Genomic DNA, 18,886 nt, shown 5'->3' with positions numbered 1-18,886 from the left:
GACTAACAGGCTGAGCATGACGGTCACCGAAACAACTTCCGGCTCTGGCTCCAATCCGCTGGGCGCTTATCTCAGGGATCGCCGCGCCAGGCTGGATCCCGTGGCATTCGGCTTCTCGTCCGAGCGCCGCCGCACGCCGGGCCTGCGGCGCGAGGAAGTCGCGCAGCGCGCGAATGTCAGCGCCACCTGGTACACTTGGCTGGAACAAGGACGCGGCGGCGCGCCTTCGGCCGATGTGCTGAACCGCATCTCACGCGCGCTGGAACTGTCGGCAGTCGAGCGCGAGCATCTGTTTCTGCTGGCGCAGCACCGGCTGCCGGAAGTCCACTACGAGCCGTCCGATATCGTCACGCCGACCCTGCAGCGCGTGCTGGATTCGATGGAGTTCAGCGCCGCCGTCGTCCGCAACGCAACCTGGGACATCGTGGCCTGGAATCGTGCGGCACTGGCCGTGCTTGGCGACTATCCGAACATCGCGCCCGAAGACCGCAACGTCCTGCGAATCCTGTTCTGCCGGCCAAATGTCCGCGCCAAGATGCCGGACTGGGAGAATGATGCACGTTTCGCCGTGGCGGCATTTCGCGCCGACATCACGCGCAGCGGCGCATCAGAACGCGCCCAGACATTGATCGATGAACTGTGCCGGATCAGCCCCGACTTCGCAGCCATGTGGCATGACAACGACGTCAGCAGCTATGGCGAAGGCAAGAAGCATGTGAACCATCCCGAGGTCGGGCCATTCACGATGAGCTATTCGACATTTTCGGTCGACGGCCAGCCGAATTTGGGCATGGTGGTCTATACGCCGGAGACGGCTGCAGATGCCGAGCGGATGAAGGCGCTGATCGCGGCGAAGGGCCCATAACTCGTCGTTCCGGGGCGCATGCGGCGACAGCCGCGGGCGAACCCGGAACCTCGAAGTGTGATTCACAATGAGATTCCGGGTTCGCGTGCGCGAAAGTGCGCCCGCGCCCCGGAATGACGAGTTTCTTGCTACGGATATTTCGGCAGCAGTCCATGCGCGGCGAAGCCGCCATCCACGTTCAACACATGCCCGGTCACGAAGCTCGACTTGCTGTCATCCAGCAGGAACATCGCGGCACCAGCGACCTCCTCCGGCTCGGCATAACGCCGCTGCGGCACCACCTGCATCCAGCCTTCCCGCGTTGCCACCGTGTGCATCTCCTGCACCATGGGCGTCTCGAACGGGCCCGGCGCAATGGCGTTGACGCGAATCTTCAATGGCGCCAGTTCGCAGGCCATCACCTGGGTCAGCGTGACGACGCCGCCCTTGGATGCGCCATAGGCCGAGCGCTCGATATTGCCGCGCAGCCCCGACACCGACGCCACATTCACGATGGCGCCGCCGCCATGAGCCTTCATCAGTCGCGCAGCTTCCTTGGCAACGGCAAAGGTGCCAACCAGATTGATGTCGAGGATCTCGCGAAACAGCTTCACGGAGGTCTCGAAGAACGGCACCTGGCGGCCGATGCCCGCAGAATTCACCAGGCCGCGCACCGGACCGAAACCGGCTTCGCAATCCTTCAATCCGGCGATCACGGCGTCTTCGTTGGCGACGTCCATCACTACGGTCCGGGTGACGCCGGACTTGACGGCATCGACCTGGGCCTTGGCGGCATCCAGAGCAGGCTGGGTGAGATCGGCGAGGAGCACCTTCCATCCCTCGCCCACGGCCGCCTTGGCGATCGCCAGACCAATTCCCGATGCGCCGCCGGTGATGATCGCTACGCCGTGATCCCTGTTCATATGCTGTCCTTGTGTTTCCTGCAGACGGTGCGTGGCCGGTCCTGACTGCCGGCGACTTCGTTCGCGCGATGCTTCCCACAAATTCGCGCGGTGCAAAAGCCGTGCGCCGGCGTCAACAATCGGCCTTCTGTCGGACCTTGGCCTTTGGTCGCACAGCGAAAAGGCTTGACCGGGCAGCCCGGGCATGATGACCAGACGGCAAGGGCCCTTGCGCCTCACAAAGGCAAACAAAGAAGTGGTTGGGAGAAACAAAATGACGATTTCACGCCGGACTCTGTTGAAGGCATCGGCTGCCGCGACCGCCATGGGCGGCATCGGCATGCCTTTCGTGGCGCGCGCCCAGCAGGCCGAATTCGTCTACAAATACGCCAATAACCTGCCCGACACACATCCGCTCAACGTTCGCGCCCGCGAGATGTCGGCGGCGATCAAGACCGAGACCGGTGGCAAGGTCGATCTGCAGGTTTTCCCGAACAACCAGCTCGGCTCCGACACTGACATGCTGAGCCAGATCCGCTCCGGCGGCGTCGAGTTCTTCACACTGTCAGGCCTGATCCTCGCGACCCTGGTGCCGGCCGCATCGATCAATGGCATCGGCTTCGCCTTCCCGGATTACGAGACCGTCTGGAAGGCCATGGATGGTGAGCTCGGCGCTTACGTGCGCGGCGAGATCACCAAGGCCAATCTCGTCGTCATGGACAATATCTGGGACAACGGCTTCCGCCAGACCACCTCGTCCACGCGCCCGATCAACGGCCCTGACGACCTCAAGGGCTTCAAGATCCGCGTGCCGGTATCGCCGCTGTGGACCTCCATGTACAAGGCCTTCGACAGCGCGCCGGCATCGATCAATTTCAGCGAAGTCTATTCGGCGCTGCAGACCAAGGTCGTTGAAGGCCAGGAGAATCCGCTGGCGCTGATCTCCACGGCGAAGCTCTACGAAGTGCAGAAATACTGCTCGATGACCAATCACATGTGGGACGGCTTCTGGTTTCTCGCCAATCGCCGCGCCTGGGAGCGGCTGCCGGCCAATCTGCGCGAGATCGTGGCGAAGAACATCAACGCCGCCGCTATCAAGGAACGCGAAGATACCGCGAAGCTGAACGGCACGGTGCGCGACGAACTGCTCGCCAAGGGCCTGATCTTCAACCAGCCGCAGGTGGCGCCGTTCCGTGACAAGCTGCGCTCTTCCGGCTTCTACGCGGAATGGAAGGGCAAATATGGCGACCAGGCCTGGTCGCTGCTCGAGAAGTCCGTCGGCAAGCTGGCGTAAACATCCCGATGGCCCATGCCGAACTCACGCAGGCGCCGGGCGAGGCGACGTCACCCGTCACTCGCCCGCAGGCATTGCTGACCTCACTGGACAAGATCCTGGGCGCGCTGGTGGAAATCCCGGCCGCGCTGCTGGTCGTCGCCGAGATCGTCATCCTGTTTGCCGGCGTGGTCGCGCGCTATGGCCTGCACCGGCCGCTGGTGTGGTCGGACGAACTGGCATCGATCCTGTTCTTGTGGCTGGCGATGCTGGGTTCGGCCGTCGCGTTCCGACGCGGCGAGCATATGCGGATGACCGCTCTGGTGGCGTCGGTCGGTCCCCGAATGTGGGCCTTTCTCGACGTCGTCGGGACCTGTGCGGCGCTCGCGTTTCTCCTGATGATCGTCGCTCCGTCCTTCGAATACGCCTATGAAGAGAGCTACATCACGACGCCGGCGCTGCAGATCGCCAACAGCTTTCGCGCGGCCGCGCTGCCGGTCGGCATCTCGCTGATGATCGTCTTCGCGCTGCTGCGGCTGGTGCGCTACGGCCAGGTCCGCACCGTGCTGACGGCACTTGGCACCGTGGTGGCGATCATCGGCCTGTTCTGGCTTGCCGAGCCGCTGCTGCGGACCCTCGGCAATCTCAACCTGATCATCTTCTTCGTCGGCGTCGTGGCGCTGTGCGTATTCGCCGGCGTGCCCATTGCCTTCGGTTTTGGCCTCGCGATCTTCGGCTATATGGCACTGACCACGCGCACGCCGATGATGGTGCTGGTCGGCCGCATGGACGAGGGCATGAGCCATCTCATCCTGCTGTCTGTCCCGCTATTCGTGTTCCTCGGCCTGCTGATCGAGATGACCGGCATGGCCCGCGCCATGGTGGCGTTTCTCGCCAGCGTGCTCGGCCACGTCCGCGGCGGCCTGCATTACGTGCTGATCGGCGCGATGTATCTCGTTTCCGGCATTTCCGGCTCCAAGGCCGCCGACATGGCGGCGGTAGCGCCGGTGCTGTTCCCTGAAATGAAGGCGCGCGGCGCCAAGCCGGGCGATCTCGTCGCCCTGCTCTCGGCGACCGGCGCGCAGACCGAGACGATTCCGCCAAGTCTCGTGCTGATCACCATCGGCTCGGTCACCGGCGTCTCGATCTCGGCGCTGTTCACCGGCGGCTTGCTGCCGGGCGTCGTGCTGGCGATCACACTCGGCGCATTGGTGTGGTGGCGCTATCGCGGCGAGGACCTCAGTCACGTCAAACGGGCTTCCGGGCGCGACATCTTCAAGGCTTTCATAATCTCGGTGCCGGCCATCGCGCTGCCCTTCGTGATCCGCGCTGCCGTGGTCGAAGGCGTGGCGACCGCCACGGAGGTCTCCACCATCGGCATCGTCTATGCCGTGCTGGCGGGCCTGTTGATCTATCGCCAGTTCGACTGGAACCGACTGAAGCCGATGCTGGTCGATACGGCCTGCCTCTCCGGTGCGATCCTGCTGATCATCGGAACCGCGACCGGCATGGCCTGGGGCCTCACCCAGTCCGGCTTCTCGCGCTCGCTGGCCGCCGCGATGACAGGCCTGCCCGGCGGCGGCGCGACCTTCATCGCGGTCTCCATCGTGGCCTTTGTGATCCTTGGCAGTGTGCTGGAAGGCATCCCCGCCATCGTGCTGTTCGGGCCGCTGTTGTTCCCGATCGCGCGGTTGGTCGGCGTCCATGAGGTCCACTATGCGATGGTCGTCATCCTCGCCATGGGCATAGGATTGTTCGCGCCGCCCTTCGGCGTCGGCTATTATGCCGCCTGCGCCATCGGCCGTGTTGATCCAGCAGAAGGCATCCGGCCGATCCTTGGTTATCTGCTGGCGCTGCTGATCGGCCTGATCATCGTCGCGATCTTCCCGTGGATATCGATCGGATTCCTTTAAGATACGTTCTTTCAGTATGTTACGATAATTTCCTCGTGTAATTTTGGAAGATCATTTCTATGATAATCTGATAGATTAGATATCCGATATAACTCACTGAACTAAATATAGGAGTCTCAAAAAAATGATCCCAGATCAGGGCGCCTATAGCGTCGGCCTCGACCAGACTCCGGCCAACTTCGTGCCGCTGTCGCCGCTGAGCTTTCTCAAGCGCAGCGCGGCGGTTTATCCGAACCTCACCAGCACGGTGTATGAGGGACGTCGTTTCACCTGGGCGCAAACCTATGAACGCTGCCGGCGCTTTGCCTCGTTCCTGACCGGGCGGGGCATTGGGCGCGGCGACACCGTCGCGGCGATGCTCCCGAATCTGCCGGCAATGAACGAGGCGCATTTCGCAGTGCCGATGACGGGCGCCGTCCTCAACGCCCTGAACATCCGGCTCGACGCCGCGGCCATCGCGTTCCAGCTTGACCATGGCGGCGCTAGGCTGCTGCTGGTCGATCCGGAATTCTCCGGCGTGATCACCGAGGCCCTCGGCCTCATGACCGGACCGAAGCCGACCGTGATCGATGTCGACGACGTCTCCTTCGCCGGCGGCCAGCGGATCGGCGAACTCGAATACGAAGCCGCCCTCGCCGAAGGCAGTCCCGATTTCTCCAGCGCCTTCCCGCTCGACGAATGGGACGCCATCGCGCTCGGCTACACCTCGGGGACCACAGGCAATCCGAAGGGCGTGGTGACGCATCACCGCGGTGCCTATCTCAACGCAGTCTCCAATATTCTTGCCGCCGGTCTCGGCCAGCATCCGGTCTATCTCTGGACCCTGCCGATGTTCCACTGCAATGGCTGGTGCTTCCCCTGGACGGTCGCGGCGAGTGCCGGCGTCAATGTCTGCCTGCGCAAGGTCGACCCGACCAAGATCTTCGCGCTGATGCGCGAGCACGGCGTCACCCACATGTCCGGCGCACCGATCGTCTACAACACGCTGATCAATGCGCCGGATGCGCCGATCTATTCGGGCGGGCCTCTCGTGCAGGGCTCGATCGCCGGCGCACCGCCGCCGATGGCGGTGCTGTCGGGTGCCGAGAAGATCGGCATCAAGCTGACGCATGTCTACGGCCTGACCGAGGTCTATGGCCCCGCCTCGGTCTGCGCCGAGCAGCCCGGCTGGGACGCCCTGCCCGCTGATGAACGTGCCAACCTGAAGCGCCGCCAGGGCGTGCCCTATCACCTGCAGGAAGCCGTCACGGTGATCGATCCCGAAACGATGCAGGAAGTGCCCCGCGACGGCGAGACCATCGGCGAGGTCATGTTCCGCGGAAATATCGTGATGAAGGGCTACCTGAAGAACGAGAAGGCCACCAAGGAGGCGTTTGAAGGCGGCTGGTTCCACACCGGCGATCTCGGCGTGCTCGATGCTGCCGGCTACGTGACCATCAAGGACCGCTCCAAGGACATCATCATCTCCGGCGGTGAGAACATCTCGTCGGTGGAAGTCGAGGACGTACTCTACAAACACCCGGCCGTGTTGTTCGCGGCCGTGGTCGCCAAGCCCGATGCCAAATGGGGCGAAGTGCCGTGCGCGTTCGTGGAGCTGAAGGCGAATGCCGCGGCGACAGAAGCCGACATCATCGCGTTCTGCCGCGCGCAGATGCCGGGCTTCAAGACGCCGAAGGCCGTGGTGTTCGGCGTGATCCCGAAAACGTCGACAGGCAAAATCCAGAAGTTTCTGCTGCGGGATCGGGTGAAATCGACGGCGTCGTTTAGTTCGTAACAAAACGCCGTCATGCCCGGCGAATGCCGGGTATCCACGCCTTGGCCGTAAACGAAGAAAGACGTGGATGGCCCGGACAAGCCCGGCCATGACGGAGCATTGGGTGCGATATGTAGCCCCACTCCACCAGCCGTATCCCGTCATCCGGCAGGATCACGGATATCCGGCATCCAGAAAGCCAAGAACGCAAATAGACTAGATTGCTGCGCTCGTAATGACGACTGATAGGGTGGAGCGAAGCACACCAAGCCAAGTCCTTCATTCCGGAGCGCCATCCATGACGCAGAACTTCGCCGCAATCATTCTCGGCGGGACCGGCCAAGTCGGTGGTGCAGCCGTCGCGGAACTACTGGCAATTCCCCAATGCCGGGAAGTGGTGATGATCACCAGGAAGCCCATTGCCGCGCGACCGCGCGTGCGCAACGTCGTTCTTGATACCGGCGCTGCTGACTTTGCCGAACGCACTGCCGCCCTAGCCCGTGAAGTTTTAAGCCAAGGGCCCGCCAGCGCTGTGAGCTGTGTGGGTGTCGGTTCCGGCTCGATGCGGTGGAACGAAGAGGAGCTGAAGCGCCTTGAACTCGGCGTTGTCGGCGCCTTCGCGCGTGGCTGCCGTGACGCCGGCATCGCCCAGTTCTGCCTGCTGTCTGCAGTAGGAAGCACAGCCCAAAGCCGGTTTCGCTATGTCCGCGTCATGGGTATGAAGGAAGACAATGTGCGCAACGTCGGTTTTACCCGCCTCGCGATCTTCCAGCCCGGCATTATTGTCGGCAACGCGCATACCCCGGCCTGGGTCGGTTGGCTGGGACGTTTCGTGCCCGGCTCGTATGGCAATATCGATCAGCGCGAGATCGGTCGCTCAATTGCTGTTGAGATAGCTTTGCATAGTCGAGAGGCCGGCGAAGTGACCTTTGAAAATGCAGCAATGAGAAAACTCGCTGCTCAAATTACTCCACCGTCAGTCTGATCCCGTCATAGGCGGGGACCACACTCTCCGGCAGTATCGCCTTTACCGCCTCGTAATCCACATCCGCGGTCATATTGGTGATCACGGTCCGCTTCGGCTTGAAGCGGTCGCGCCAGCGCAGCGCATCGCTGATGCTGAAATGGCTGGGATGCTGCGTATAGCGCAGCCCATCGACGATCCAGAGATCGAGCCCGTCGAGCGCCGGCCAGCTCTCTTCCGGGATGTCGTTGAGATCAGGCGTATAGGCGGCGTTGTCGATCCGGTAGCCGAGCGCCGGGATGTTGCCATGCTGGACCAGGAACGGCGTCAGCGTCAGATCACCGCCCTTCCCCGTGATGGTTCGGCTCTCACCAGCTTCGATGCTGAGGCGATCGAGGATCGGCGGATAGTCGCTGCCGGGAGGCGACTGAAAGCAGTAACCGAAGCGCAGCATGATATCAGTCGCCGTCGAGGCGTTCATATAGACCGGGATACGCTTGCGGCGCTTGAGCACCACTGAGCGGAGGTCGTCCATGCCGTGGGTCTGGTCCGCATGCTCATGCGTCAGGAAGACCGCATCGATGTCATCGACATCGGCGTCGATCAATTGCTCGCGCAGGTCCGGCGAGGTGTCGATGACAACGCGCGTGACGCCCTCGGGCCCGATCTGCTCCGCCATCATCGAACAACGACGGCGACGGTTTTTTGGATTGGCGGGATCGCAGGCGCCCCAGCCCAGCGCCGGGCGCGGCACACCCGCCGAGGATCCCGAGCCGAGAATGGTAAGCACCAGCGTCATGCCGGCACGCCAGTGCCAGACGCGTTCACGGCAGATGCCTTGCTGAACAGGCGGAAGAAGTTTTCGGTGGTCTGCCGCGACAGTTCTTCGAGCGACACGCCGCGGGTTTCCGCGAGCACCTTCGCCGTCTCGACCACATAGGATGGCTCGTTGCGCTTGCCGCGCCATTTGCCGGGCGCCAGATACGGCGCGTCGGTTTCGACCATGATGCGGTCGGCGGGAAGCTCAGCGGCGAGATCGCGCAGCTCCTGTGACTTCTTGAAGGTGATGATGCCGGTGAAGGAGATCGACAGGCCCATCCTTCATCGCCAGCTCCCGCCCGCCGGTGTAGCAATGCAACACAGCCTTGAATGCGCCCTTCGCCATCTCGTCTGCGAGAATGGCGCCGCACTGCTCATCCGCCTCGCGGGTATGGATCACCAGCGGCAATCCGGTCGCGCGGGCTGCGGCGATATGGGCGCGAAAGCCGCGCTCCTGAGCGCCGGACGATTCATGCTCGTAGAAATTATCGAGCCCGGCTTCGCCGAGAGCAATGACCTTCGGATGTTTCGTCAGTTCGATCAGTTCTTCCGCCGGGATGCCGTCTTCCTCGTCCGCATTGTGCGGATGGGTGCCGACCGAGCAATAGACGTTCGGAAAGCGCTCCGCGATCGCGAGCAGCGCCGGCAGGCGGCGCACCCGCGTCGAGATGGTCACGAGCTTGCCGACGCCTGCGGCTTCGGCACGCGCGACGATGCCGTCGAGGTCTTCGGCGAAGTCGGGGAAATCGAGATGGCAGTGGCTATCAACCAGCATCACGTCAACTCAGCTCGCAGCCGGCGGCTCGACATAGCGCGGGAATACGCCGGTCGGTGTCGGCAGTTGCGTGCCAGCCTTGATGCGGGTCGCAATTGCCGTGAAGTCGCGCTCGCTTTCGGGGATGCCGAGCACGTCGAGCAGCTTGGCGCAGGACGCGGGCATCACCGGTTGCGCCAGGATGGCGACCTGCCGCACGACTTCGGCGGTGACATAGAGCACCGTGGCCTGCTTTTTCGGATCGGTCTTGGCGAGCGCCCACGGCGCCTCGCCCGCGAAATAGCGGTTGGCCTCGGCCACCACGGCCCAGATCGCGTTCAGCGCCTGATGGATCTGCTGCGTCGCCATGGCGGTGCGTGCGAGTTCCAGCATGCCGTCGGCCTGCGCCAGGATGGCCTTGTCGCTATCGCTGAAATCGCCGGGTTCAGGCAGCACGCCGTCATACTGCTTGGCGATCATCGACAGCGAGCGCTGCGCGAGATTGCCGAGATCGTTGGCGAGATCGGCATTGGTGCGATTGACGATGGCTTCGTGATTGTAGCTGCCGTCCTGCCCGAACGAGACTTCGCGCATGAAGAAATATCGCATCTGATCGACGCCATATTGCGCCGCCATGCCGATCGGATCGACCACGTTGCCGACCGACTTCGACATCTTCTCACCACGGTTGAGAAGAAATCCGTGACTGAAGACGCGATGCGGGACGTCGACGCCAGCGGCCATCAGGAATGCAGGCCAGTACACCGCGTGAAAGCGAACGATATCCTTGCCGATCACATGCAGATTGGCAGGCCAATAGCGTTTGAAGTCGTCGCCATCGACATCCGGATAGCCGGCTGCCGTGATGTAGTTGGTCAGCGCATCGATCCAGACATACATCACATGGCCGGGCGCACCCGGCACCTTGATGCCCCAGTCGAACGTGGTCCGCGAAATCGACAGATCCTGCAGGCCGCCCTTGACGAAACTCGTCACTTCGTTGAGGCGCTCGCGCGGCAACACGAAGTCCGGAACGCGCGCGTATAGATCGAGCAGCTTGTCCTGGTAGGCGGACAGACGGAAGAAATAGGTTTCCTCCTCGGTCCACTCGACCGGCGAGCCGAGCGGCTCACGCCGGACACCATCGTCGCCGAGCGTTGTTTCCGCTTCGTCGAAATAGGCTTCCTGGCGAACGGAATACCAGCCGGCATATTTGTCGAGATAGATAGCGCCGGCTTTCTCCAGAGCGACCCACAGCGCCTGGGAGGCGCGCTCGTGACGCGGCTCCGTCGTGCGAATGTAGTCGTCATAGGAAATGTTGAGCGCGGTATCCATCTCACGAAAACGCGCAGAATTCCGGTCGGCCAGTTCGAGCGGTGTCAGGCCCTCCTTGACGGCGGTCTGCTGCATCTTCAGACCATGCTCATCCGTTCCGGTCAGGAAACGAACGTCGTAACCGTCGAGCCTCTGGAAGCGGGCAATCGTATCGGTCGCCATGACCGTATAGGCATGACCGATATGCGGCACGCCATTGGGATAGAAGATCGGCGTTGTCAGAAAATACGCCGGTCGGGTTGCATCGGTTGCAGATGTCATGGCTGACTTTACGGACCTTGAATAAGACGATCTTGGTGGAGCGCGGATCGGCTGAAACCAGTCTCGCAGCGATCAGCGCGTTGCCTCCGCGAGCAGTCCAAACACCGAGAAAACCAGCGGTTTTCGCTCGAGATTGTAGGATTCGGTCTCGCGCGCGGCTCGGTTGATCTTTTCCCATACCTCCGCCAGCCGCGCAAGGCGGGGCAGATTGGCGTTGGCATTGGCGTCATCGGCCCTCATGCGCTCGCCGATCCAGCGGTCGACACTGTCGACAAAGGCGCCGAGCGCGACACGGTCGCTGGTCCCCAGCGCATCCCCCAGCGCATGCAACTCGCGCGGATCAACATGGGGCAGCGTGTTCAGGAGCGAGGCGGTGCGCTGGTGCAGTTTCAGCGCGCCGCCGCCCAGCAGATTCAGAGCGCGCGACACACTGCCTTCGGAGGCTTCAGCAACCTCTTTGAGCAAGGGATCGCTGGTTTCGATCTCGGCGGCCTGCGACGTGGCGCGGGTCACGTCGGCAACCGAAAGCGGACGCAGCGCCAGCTTGCGACAGCGCGACTGGATGGTCGGCAGCACGCGTGCCTGCGCATGTGTCACCAGCAGGAACAGCGAACGCAACGGCGGCTCTTCAAGCACCTTCAGCAGCGCGTTGGCGGCGTTGGCATTCAACTCGTCGACGGTGTCGACGATGCAGACGCGCCAGCCGTCGACAGCGGCGGTCGAGCCGAAGAAGGACACGGTCTGCCGGGTCTCATCGACGGTGATGACCGTGCGCATCACGCCCTTGTCGTTGAGCGAACGTTCCAGCGTCAGCAGCCCGCCATGGGATTCGGCGGCGACCTGGCGCACGATCGGATGCATCGGATCGAGGCCGAGCGATATTGCGGATTGCACTTGCGGTGATGCGGGATCGCGATGCGCCAGTACGAAACGCGCCATGCGATAGGCTAAAGTCGCCTTGCCTATGCCCTGCGGGCCGCCGATCAGCCAGGCATGCGGAATGCGGCCGCCGCGATAGGCATTGAGCAGCGTGGCCTCGGCATCCTGATGACCGAACAGCGCGGTCGTCTCGCGCGGATGCGGAACCGAGATCGTTTGCTCGGATGACTTTGCGCTCATGCCGAAGTGACCTCGTGGTTCGACGGCGTCAGAAGGCGTCGGCGCAACACGCCCCAGATATTGTTCGATACGATCTTTGAATCTGCATTGGCGTCGATCAGTACGCAGCGTTGCGGTTCATCGGCTGCGATCTGCCGGAACGCGTCACGCAGCCCTTGATGAAAGGCGATGCCCTCGGCCTCGAACCTGTCGGGCACATCATTGCCACGCCGCGCTGCTGCGCGTCGCATGCCGATCGAGACCGGGATATCGAGAATGACGGTGAGATCCGGTTTGAGCCGTCCGATGGTGACGCGCTCCATCGCATTGAGCAGTTCCGGCGAGACATGCCCGAGTCGGCCCTGATAGGCCCGCGTCGAATCCGAGAAGCGATCACACAGCACCCAGATGCCCTGCTCCAGCGCCGGCGCAATCACCGCATGGACATGGTCGTCGCGCGCCGCGGCAAACAGCAGCGTCTCGGCTTCGGGGCCGAGCAGCTTGCCCATGCCCGACAGCACCACATGGCGGATGATCTCGGCACCGGGCGAACCGCCGGGCTCGCGGGTGACGATGACGCGCTTGCCTTCGGCCTCCAGCCGATCGGCCAGAATCTTGATCTGGGTCGATTTGCCGGCGCCCTCGCCGCCCTCGAAACTGACGAAGCGACCGCGCGGCGGCGGTGTCGTGGGCGTGTCCGTCATGTCAGAGCTTCTCGGCGCCGGCGCGGAACAGCCCGATCACCAGCTCGCCGGCGCCGTCCACGGCGCGCCGCATGGTCGACCCGGTGCCAACGGCAGCCGCCGTATAGAGCGGCGTCTCGACGGCGATATTGGCGCCGCGCCAGACCTTGATCACGCCGACCGGCTGACCGGGCTCGATGGGCGCACGCACGGGGCCCTTGTAGACGACGCGGGCGATCAGCTTGTCGGTGCCGTTCTTCTGCACCATCACCTTGACCGGCTCCTTGGCCGAGAGCGCGACCGAGCGGCTCTCGCCGCCAAACACCTTGGCGAAGCCGACGGTCTGGTCGGCTGCGAACAGCGTGCGGGCCTCGAAATTCTTGAAACCCCACTCCAGCAGCTTCTTCGCCTCGGTCGCGCGATCGTCCGGATCGTCCAGACCGTTGATCACCACGATCAGCCGCATGCCGTCGCGGATGGCCGAGCCGACCATGCCGTAGCCACCATCCTTGGTGTAGCCGGTCTTGAAACCGTCAGCCCCGTCCAGCGTCGCCAGCAGCGGATTGCGGTTCTGCTGACGGATCTTGTTCCAGGTGAATTCGCGCTCGCCGAACAGTTTGTAGAATTCGGGATAGGTGCGAACGATATGTCGGGCGAGAACGCCGAGCTCGCGCACCGTCATCTTGTTGCCGGGGTCCGGCAGGCCGTTGGAATTGGCAAAGGTGGATTTCGGCATGCCGAGCACACGTGCCCGCGCTGTCATCTTCTCGGCAAAGGCCGCCTCGCCGCCTGCAATACCCTCCGCCAGGATCATGCAAGAGTCGTTGCCACTCTGGATGATGGCGCCGCGCAAGAGATCGGCGACCGGCACGCGGCTGTTGATGGCAGCGAACATGGTCGACGCGCCTGCCGGCGCGCCGCCCTTGCGCCAGGAATTCTCGCTGACGCGATATTCATCCGTGAGCTTGATGTCGCCGCGGGTCAGCGCGTCAAACACCAGTTCGACGGTCATCAGCTTCATCATGCTGGAGGGCGCGCGGAGCTCGTCGGCATTCTTCTCGAACAGCACGCTGCCGGAGCCAGCCTCGATCAGGATCGCGGTCGGCGCATCGGTGTCGTAGCCACCGTCCTCGAGGACCTTCTTGGCGCCCTGCACGCTCTGGTTCGCAGCCTGCGCTGTTGGGCCGAGGACGACGCCAAACGCCACCAGCGCAGCCAGCAGCGTTCGCCAGCTCCGCGCGGCGAATTGCGGTCGTTTCAAGGGGATGGAGCCAAATGCCATGTGCTGTCCTGAGTGCTCAGGTCTTAACAGGATCGCCGATGGCAAACAACGCGGCAAGGTGCAACGCGGATCAGGGCGCTATGCTGCGCCCGTCTGGTGTCGGTCGTGAACGACGAACCGGCTTAGTAGAGACCGCGACCGGACAGGATCGCCTGGGCGCCGCGCGCATCGACCGTGCCGTCATCCGGCTCGGCAGGCGCAGCATAAGCGGCGTTGCTCTCATAGGACACCGCGCGGTGGTTCTCGGTCATGCGCGGCGCCGATGCCGTGCGCATGCGGCTGGACGCCGACATTTCCGACGTCGAACGGATCGACGCCACATCGGCCGAGGTATTGCCGAGCGAATACGGGCGGCCCTCCGGCAGAGGAACATCGCGCGAGACAACACGACCGCCCTGCATGTCGGGCACGAAGGAGCGCGCCGAGGCAACGCGCACCAGCGATGGCGACGGTGCCGGCTCACCGGTGCGCAACGTGGCAACCAGCTGGCGATCGTCCGACCCTTCCAGCGGCGCGCGGCCGACATATTCGACGCGAACCTTGGCGGTGCCGTTACCCTTGAATTCGAGCAGTTCGGCGGCCTTGTTCGAGACGTCGATCAGGCGGTTGCCGTGATACGGGCCGCGATCATTGACGCGCACGATCAGCGACTTGCCGTTATAGACGTTGGTCACACGGGCATAGCTCGGGATCGGCAGCGTCGGATGGGCCGCGGTGAGCGAGGCCATGTCGAACACTTCGCCATTGGCTGTCAGACGGCCATGAAACGCGTCGCCATACCAGGAGGCGATGCCTTCAGCGCGGTAATTGATGTTTTCTTCCGGCACATAGAGCTTGCCGGCGACCGTGTAGGGCTTGCCGATACGGTAGGTGCCGCCGCCCTTGGGAACCGGCTCGCCCATCCCGACGACCCGAGGACTGCTCGAGACGCCATATTTCGGATCGAGGCGGCTGAAGCTGGTGGTGGAGGAGGAACAATTGGCCAGCGCCAGACAGGCGCTGATGGCCGCTGCTGCCTGAACAGCCTGGCCGAGTCGGTTTGACCCACGAATCCCCATACGCCCCAATACCATTCCAGCGGCCGCCTGCCCATCTCCGGGCATCCCCACGGCCAAAACGCGATGCGGCCCACTTCCGCATCAAGTGGTGAATATATCGCAGCCGGATCACGGCGGAAATGGGGAGAGCCCCGGTATGGTAAACAGAGAATGTCGTCTTCTGGCACGTCCAACGGGTGATCATCTCGCGCTGCACACGCCGCGCGGAGTTCTCCCCCAAGTTGCGCCGTCCACGATCAATCCCGCCACTCGCGGCGGATATACGGGCCGTACAATACGTCCTGACGCCAGCGATAAACCTGCACCAGCAGGCCGCCGACACTGGCAACGACACTCAGCAACAACAACGTCTCGATCACCACAAAGCCCCCCGGCATTCTCGTTGGGCACAGCAATACCCGGTGATTTTTAAAATCCCCGCCGCCGTTTGCTTTGAATTTGTGGCCCGCTGCTAATGGAGATTAACTTCCGCGACCCACCCTGGCCGGTTTCAACTTTTTGTTAGTTGAACGATCGCGCACGATCTTGATCTGATAGCAGAACGCGGTGACGAGATTCCTGGGCGGGATTCTTGCGGCAGGATTTTGGGGATGGAGATGGACGTTTCAAGGACGGACTGCGGCGGGATCACCGGTGCGGGAGAGTACAGGTTTCGCGATGGCCACCTGATCGTGACGCTTTACCAGATCGCCATCTGGGCCGAATATCCCCAAGCGATCTTTACCGCCGTCACATCGCGCTTCCAGAACAGCATGAAGCTCTATGTGCTCGGGTCGTGGCGCCTGCCGAATGCTGCAGCGTCGAGTGAGCAGCCACCTGCTCCCGCTAGTGCGGAAGGAATGTCGCTGCATTGATCACGGTGACGACCGCGAAAGCCATCACCCATAGCGGCCAGACGGGCGCCTGCGCCCGCGGGCGGAACTGTCGGGGAACGCCGAAATTGCGCGCCATTGCCTGCTCCATTGCATCGACCAAACGACACTGAATGTGAGCATGCATTCTGTTAAAATTGCGTCGTGGCTTCGGCTATAATTTGTGCGTCCACGGCAAGCATAGCCTCGGCGCGCGGCGCTTCGTAATGACGCGGAGTGAGCTGGCAGCAAAGCGGGGCACCATCGCATCGTGACGATGGATGCCTACCGACGATCAGACGCACATGCTGCCGGTAAGGTTGATTGGTTAGGTTAAACCGGTAATTGCATTGACCGCACCTGCAGCCTTGCTCAATTGCCGGCATGATCGACGATGACGACAGCTATGAGCTGAATGACCAGGGCATCCGGGTGCTGATCGGGCTGACCGTGGAAGAGACTGCGGAATTCACCCGCCTTGACGGCACCATCGGTCACGGCCGCCCGCCTGGGATCTCGCTCGAACAATGGGCCCATGCCGAAGACCGGCGCTGGCTCGAACTCTATCAGAAACACGAAAATGCGCGGCAGCCGTTCTTGCAGACCGGCAAGACCAGGCACTGAACGCACGGAAGCGCCATTCTCCGACACCGCAAACTAGGAGCCTAGGCAAATTAAAAGCCGCGCCAACCCGAAGGTTGACGCGGCCATGGCCGTTCTGTTGCAAGGTGGACCTACCCCGAACGGTTACGCCGCGAGGCGCACTTCGTTCATGCGAACGTTATCGTTTGCATTTAGGTTTTGACCCGATAACGGCGGTATCATGCCGAGCACAATTCACAACTTCTTCGCGGCCATCGATCCTGTTTCGCCCCCGCCTGAGCAGCCCGTGCATTTCACCGTCCGGCGAAATCGACCTCACCTGGATGAGATCGCGAGCTGCTGAGGTGGAGGCGCCGGGTACTGCCCCCGGGTCTGCCCGCAGTCCATTGAGAGGTTCAGCGCCATCGTCTTGCGACGAACCAGATATAGGCGCGATCTCAGGCGAAATCTAGGCTCGGTCCGCCCTGCATTCCGGGCGGAATGCCGCTAGCCCTTCTTGGCGGAACTCTTTTTGGTGGCGGTCTTTTTGGCGGCGCCCTTGGCCGCCTCTGCCTTGGTCGGCTTTTCTTTAGGTGCCTTGATCTTTGCAGGTTTGGCTTCGGCAACCGGAGCTTCGACCGGCAGCACGTCAGCGGCCTGAGACCCTGAACCCTGCGTCTCGACCGCCAGAACCTCGACAGCCGGCTCCCCGGCAGGCTTCGCGGCAGCCGCCTTCTTCGCCGCAGGCGCAGGCTTGCTCTCCGCGAGCGCGGCAACCTTGCCGGCCTCCTTGATCAGCCGCTGCGCGGCTTCGAATTTGGCCTCGCGCATCGCACGCAAGGCGTCGGCGCGCGGTGTCGGGTTTGCCATGTTGGTCTCCGTCCTCAGAATCGTCAGGCTTTGCTTAGCACGCCCGGCGCCCCGTACCGACCGGCCCGAGGGAATCCCCGTGCCGATGATTTCAGCCCCGGACAGCTGCCGCGGCGCAATCCTCTCTTTCCCTCGGCAGGCCGCTTTGCTAAGCGCTGTCCCACGACGGAAAGGTGGCCGAGTGGTTTAAGGCAGCGGTCTTGAAAACCGCCGTGCCTGCAAGGGTACCGTGGGTTCGAATCCCACCCTTTCCGCCATTTGCCGCATCATCCTTGATCGGACGACATGATCAATCAATCCGAGCCAACGACGCCCGCTGAAACACTCGGCGCTCTCAAACCGCCGCGCTGCGCGATGTGCCGGGCGCGGATGACGCTGCTGCGGAGCGAGCCGGATCCCGGCGGCGGCGACAAGTGCACCTTCACCTGCCCGAAATGCGAATTCGTGAAGACCAAGATCGTCGGCGGGCCACCCGATCTCAGCCGCCACAGGCCGCCCAAAAAAATACGACAGCCCCAGAAGCGTTAGGCCGCCTGAGGGATTACCGCGGCGGCTGTGTTGCTGCCGGGAGCGGAGCGCCGCCGACCGAGATGGCACCGGCGGGACGATCGGCGGGTCGCTTGCGCGGCGCCGTGGGTACCGAGCGCGCGGCCACTGGCGCAGCCGGAGCTGCGGCCATGGGCGCTGGCGCCGCAGCGGCTGGAGCCGGAGCTGCGAGAACGCCCCTGCCCTGCAGCGTATCGATCTTGGCGGTCAGTCCAACGACCTGGGTCGTGAGGCCCTGGATCTGATCGGACAGGCGCTTCAACTCTGTCTGCTGCGCCGTCAGCAGTTCGGTAGCAGCCTGGATCGAGCTTCCGGTCTGCTGCTGGAACGCCGCGAAATCAGTCGCGCTGACGCTGCCCTCCGCCGCGCTCGCCAACACCGGGGCGCTCTCTCTGGGGCCAGTGCTTCCTGTCACCGCCTGTGCCATGTCGGTCAGTGCGTCGTGGTAGTTCAGCCAGAGATATCCACCGCCGCCGGCGAGGATCAACAGTACGGCGACAACTCCGAACGGGCCGAACGACCTGCGCTTGCGCAGCGGCACAGGGGGCGGTCCGACATTGATCTCGTTATTGAACGTATCGGCCACTGGAGATCCTCACTTGCGACGTCCGATCCTGCGGCTCGGGGAGCGAGACAACCGGCGCGATTCCTTGAAGCGTATGTAAGCAAAAAATCCACTGAGGTGAACTGCTGCGACTCGGTCATCCCCCATGTCGCCTCATCATGCCCGCGCAGATGCGCCTTCAGCGCCCGTTAACCCTGCGCCGGGCTGGCGTCGCCTCGCCGGCGCCGCATTGTCATCGCCGTTGCGCCGCGATCGCTCCGCGCAACCGCGTAAAATGTTGCAACGACGCATCACTACAGCTCCGAATGAAAAGCCGACCGCGAATCTCTTTGACTGTGCGGCCCCCCGTGCCGTCTGTAGTTCGCGGGGGAATAAGGACCACCACGATGATCGAGACCGTCACTGCACTCTTCGGATTTCTCAGCGCCGGCATTCTGGCCGCTCACGCCTATGACGGTTACCGCGCCCGCTTCTAAGCGCGCGACGATTTCGCGACACGGCCGCTCAGCCATCTCGCAACTCGGCTAGTTGGT

The 18,886-nt window shown here is 63.0% G+C and carries 18 protein-coding genes, 1 tRNA gene, 1 other RNA gene and 1 pseudogene; 9 read left to right on the top strand and 12 right to left on the bottom strand.

The features are described from left to right. Positions 1-16: 16 nt before the first annotated feature. The gene (locus tag SFY93_RS18605) at positions 17-865 is read left to right on the top strand and encodes a helix-turn-helix transcriptional regulator (RefSeq protein ID WP_320444152.1); all 849 of its coding nucleotides are present in this window, start codon (positions 17-19) and stop codon (positions 863-865) included. A gap of 128 nt (positions 866-993) precedes the next feature. Here the strand turns inward: SFY93_RS18605 and SFY93_RS18600 are convergent, their stop codons facing one another. Then, positions 994-1,767 (bottom strand): SDR family NAD(P)-dependent oxidoreductase, encoded by a 774-nt coding sequence (locus SFY93_RS18600; protein ID WP_320444151.1) that lies wholly within the window; start codon positions 1,765-1,767, stop codon positions 994-996. A gap of 253 nt (positions 1,768-2,020) precedes the next feature. On the opposite strand from SFY93_RS18600, the gene SFY93_RS18595 reads away from it, so the two are divergent. The 4 genes from SFY93_RS18595 (at position 2,021) to SFY93_RS18580 (ending at position 7,670) form a co-directional block, all read left to right on the top strand. After that, on the top strand, positions 2,021-3,040 hold the full coding sequence (locus tag SFY93_RS18595; RefSeq protein WP_320444150.1) for a TRAP transporter substrate-binding protein: 1,020 nt from the start codon (positions 2,021-2,023) through the stop codon (positions 3,038-3,040). An 8-nt stretch (positions 3,041-3,048) separates the two neighbouring features. Then, the gene (locus SFY93_RS18590; RefSeq protein WP_320444149.1) at positions 3,049-4,932 is read left to right on the top strand and encodes a TRAP transporter large permease; all 1,884 of its coding nucleotides are present in this window, start codon (positions 3,049-3,051) and stop codon (positions 4,930-4,932) included. 124 nt (positions 4,933-5,056) lie between these two features. Then, positions 5,057-6,706, top strand: coding sequence for an acyl-CoA synthetase (locus tag SFY93_RS18585; protein ID WP_320444148.1), 1,650 nt, complete (start codon positions 5,057-5,059; stop codon positions 6,704-6,706). Positions 6,707-6,983: 277 nt separating this feature from the next. Beyond that, complete coding sequence (locus SFY93_RS18580; protein WP_320444147.1) at positions 6,984-7,670, top strand: Rossmann-fold NAD(P)-binding domain-containing protein; 687 nt, start codon at positions 6,984-6,986, stop codon at positions 7,668-7,670. Here SFY93_RS18580 and SFY93_RS18575 read toward each other — a convergent pair. The 8 genes and pseudogenes from SFY93_RS18575 to SFY93_RS18540 all read right to left on the bottom strand — a co-directional run bounded on the left by SFY93_RS18575 (position 7,651) and on the right by SFY93_RS18540 (position 15,316). Further along, positions 7,651-8,448: an MBL fold metallo-hydrolase gene (locus tag SFY93_RS18575; RefSeq protein ID WP_320444146.1), complete on the bottom strand. Its 798-nt coding sequence runs from the start codon at positions 8,446-8,448 to the stop codon at positions 7,651-7,653. The two genes, SFY93_RS18580 and SFY93_RS18575, sit on opposite strands and share 20 nt — an antisense overlap. Further along, a pseudogene (locus SFY93_RS18570) lies at positions 8,445-9,243 on the bottom strand (TatD family hydrolase). Before SFY93_RS18570 ends, SFY93_RS18575 begins: the two are co-directional and overlap by 4 nt. A gap of 9 nt (positions 9,244-9,252) precedes the next feature. Next, positions 9,253-10,818, bottom strand: a complete 1,566-nt coding sequence (metG, locus tag SFY93_RS18565) for a methionine--tRNA ligase (RefSeq protein ID WP_320444145.1) — start codon at positions 10,816-10,818, stop codon at positions 9,253-9,255. Positions 10,819-10,890: 72 nt separating this feature from the next. Next, a complete protein-coding gene (locus SFY93_RS18560) occupies positions 10,891-11,937 on the bottom strand; it encodes a DNA polymerase III subunit delta' (protein ID WP_320444144.1) in 1,047 nt (348 codons plus the stop codon). Beyond that, positions 11,934-12,620: a dTMP kinase gene (gene tmk, locus SFY93_RS18555; protein ID WP_092143015.1), complete on the bottom strand. Its 687-nt coding sequence runs from the start codon at positions 12,618-12,620 to the stop codon at positions 11,934-11,936. Before tmk ends, SFY93_RS18560 begins: the two co-directional genes overlap by 4 nt. Position 12,621: 1 nt before the next feature. Beyond that, positions 12,622-13,881, bottom strand: a complete 1,260-nt coding sequence (locus SFY93_RS18550) for a D-alanyl-D-alanine carboxypeptidase family protein (RefSeq protein ID WP_320444143.1) — start codon at positions 13,879-13,881, stop codon at positions 12,622-12,624. A gap of 122 nt (positions 13,882-14,003) precedes the next feature. Further along, complete coding sequence (locus SFY93_RS18545) at positions 14,004-14,939, bottom strand: septal ring lytic transglycosylase RlpA family protein (protein ID WP_231081137.1); 936 nt, start codon at positions 14,937-14,939, stop codon at positions 14,004-14,006. A gap of 236 nt (positions 14,940-15,175) precedes the next feature. After that, the gene (locus tag SFY93_RS18540; RefSeq protein ID WP_320444142.1) at positions 15,176-15,316 is read right to left on the bottom strand and encodes a hypothetical protein; all 141 of its coding nucleotides are present in this window, start codon (positions 15,314-15,316) and stop codon (positions 15,176-15,178) included. 219 nt (positions 15,317-15,535) lie between these two features. Between SFY93_RS18540 and SFY93_RS18535 the strand changes: the two genes are divergently transcribed. Both SFY93_RS18535 and SFY93_RS18530 read left to right on the top strand, forming a co-directional pair. Next, positions 15,536-15,793, top strand: coding sequence for a hypothetical protein (locus SFY93_RS18535; protein WP_320444141.1), 258 nt, complete (start codon positions 15,536-15,538; stop codon positions 15,791-15,793). 381 nt (positions 15,794-16,174) lie between these two features. Then, positions 16,175-16,414 carry a hypothetical protein gene (locus tag SFY93_RS18530; protein WP_120289751.1) on the top strand — a complete coding sequence of 80 codons (240 nt, stop codon included), beginning with the start codon at positions 16,175-16,177 and terminating at the stop codon, positions 16,412-16,414. Between the two features lie 81 nt (positions 16,415-16,495). On the opposite strand, the gene ssrA is transcribed toward SFY93_RS18530, so the two are convergent. Both ssrA and SFY93_RS18520 read right to left on the bottom strand, forming a co-directional pair. Beyond that, positions 16,496-16,848, bottom strand: a transfer-messenger RNA (tmRNA) gene (gene ssrA / locus SFY93_RS18525). 31 nt (positions 16,849-16,879) lie between these two features. After that, entirely contained in the window at positions 16,880-17,242 is a 363-nt protein-coding gene (locus tag SFY93_RS18520) for a hypothetical protein (protein ID WP_320444140.1), read from the bottom strand. A gap of 167 nt (positions 17,243-17,409) precedes the next feature. On the opposite strand from SFY93_RS18520, the gene SFY93_RS18515 reads away from it, so the two are divergent. Next, a tRNA-Ser gene (locus SFY93_RS18515) sits at positions 17,410-17,499 on the top strand. 28 nt (positions 17,500-17,527) lie between these two features. Further along, entirely contained in the window at positions 17,528-17,770 is a 243-nt protein-coding gene (locus tag SFY93_RS18510) for a hypothetical protein (RefSeq protein WP_320444139.1), read from the top strand. A gap of 13 nt (positions 17,771-17,783) precedes the next feature. Here the strand turns inward: SFY93_RS18510 and SFY93_RS18505 are convergent, their stop codons facing one another. Beyond that, on the bottom strand, positions 17,784-18,374 hold the full coding sequence (locus SFY93_RS18505; protein WP_320444138.1) for a hypothetical protein: 591 nt from the start codon (positions 18,372-18,374) through the stop codon (positions 17,784-17,786). Between the last annotated feature and the right edge of the window lie 512 nt (positions 18,375-18,886).

Source organism: Tardiphaga sp. 42S5 (assembly GCF_034044155.1).
GTDB classification, from domain to species: Bacteria; Pseudomonadota; Alphaproteobacteria; order Rhizobiales; family Xanthobacteraceae; genus Tardiphaga; species Tardiphaga robiniae.
Note: the sequence above shows the minus strand (reverse complement) of the source record. Positions and strands in the feature narration are given on the sequence as shown.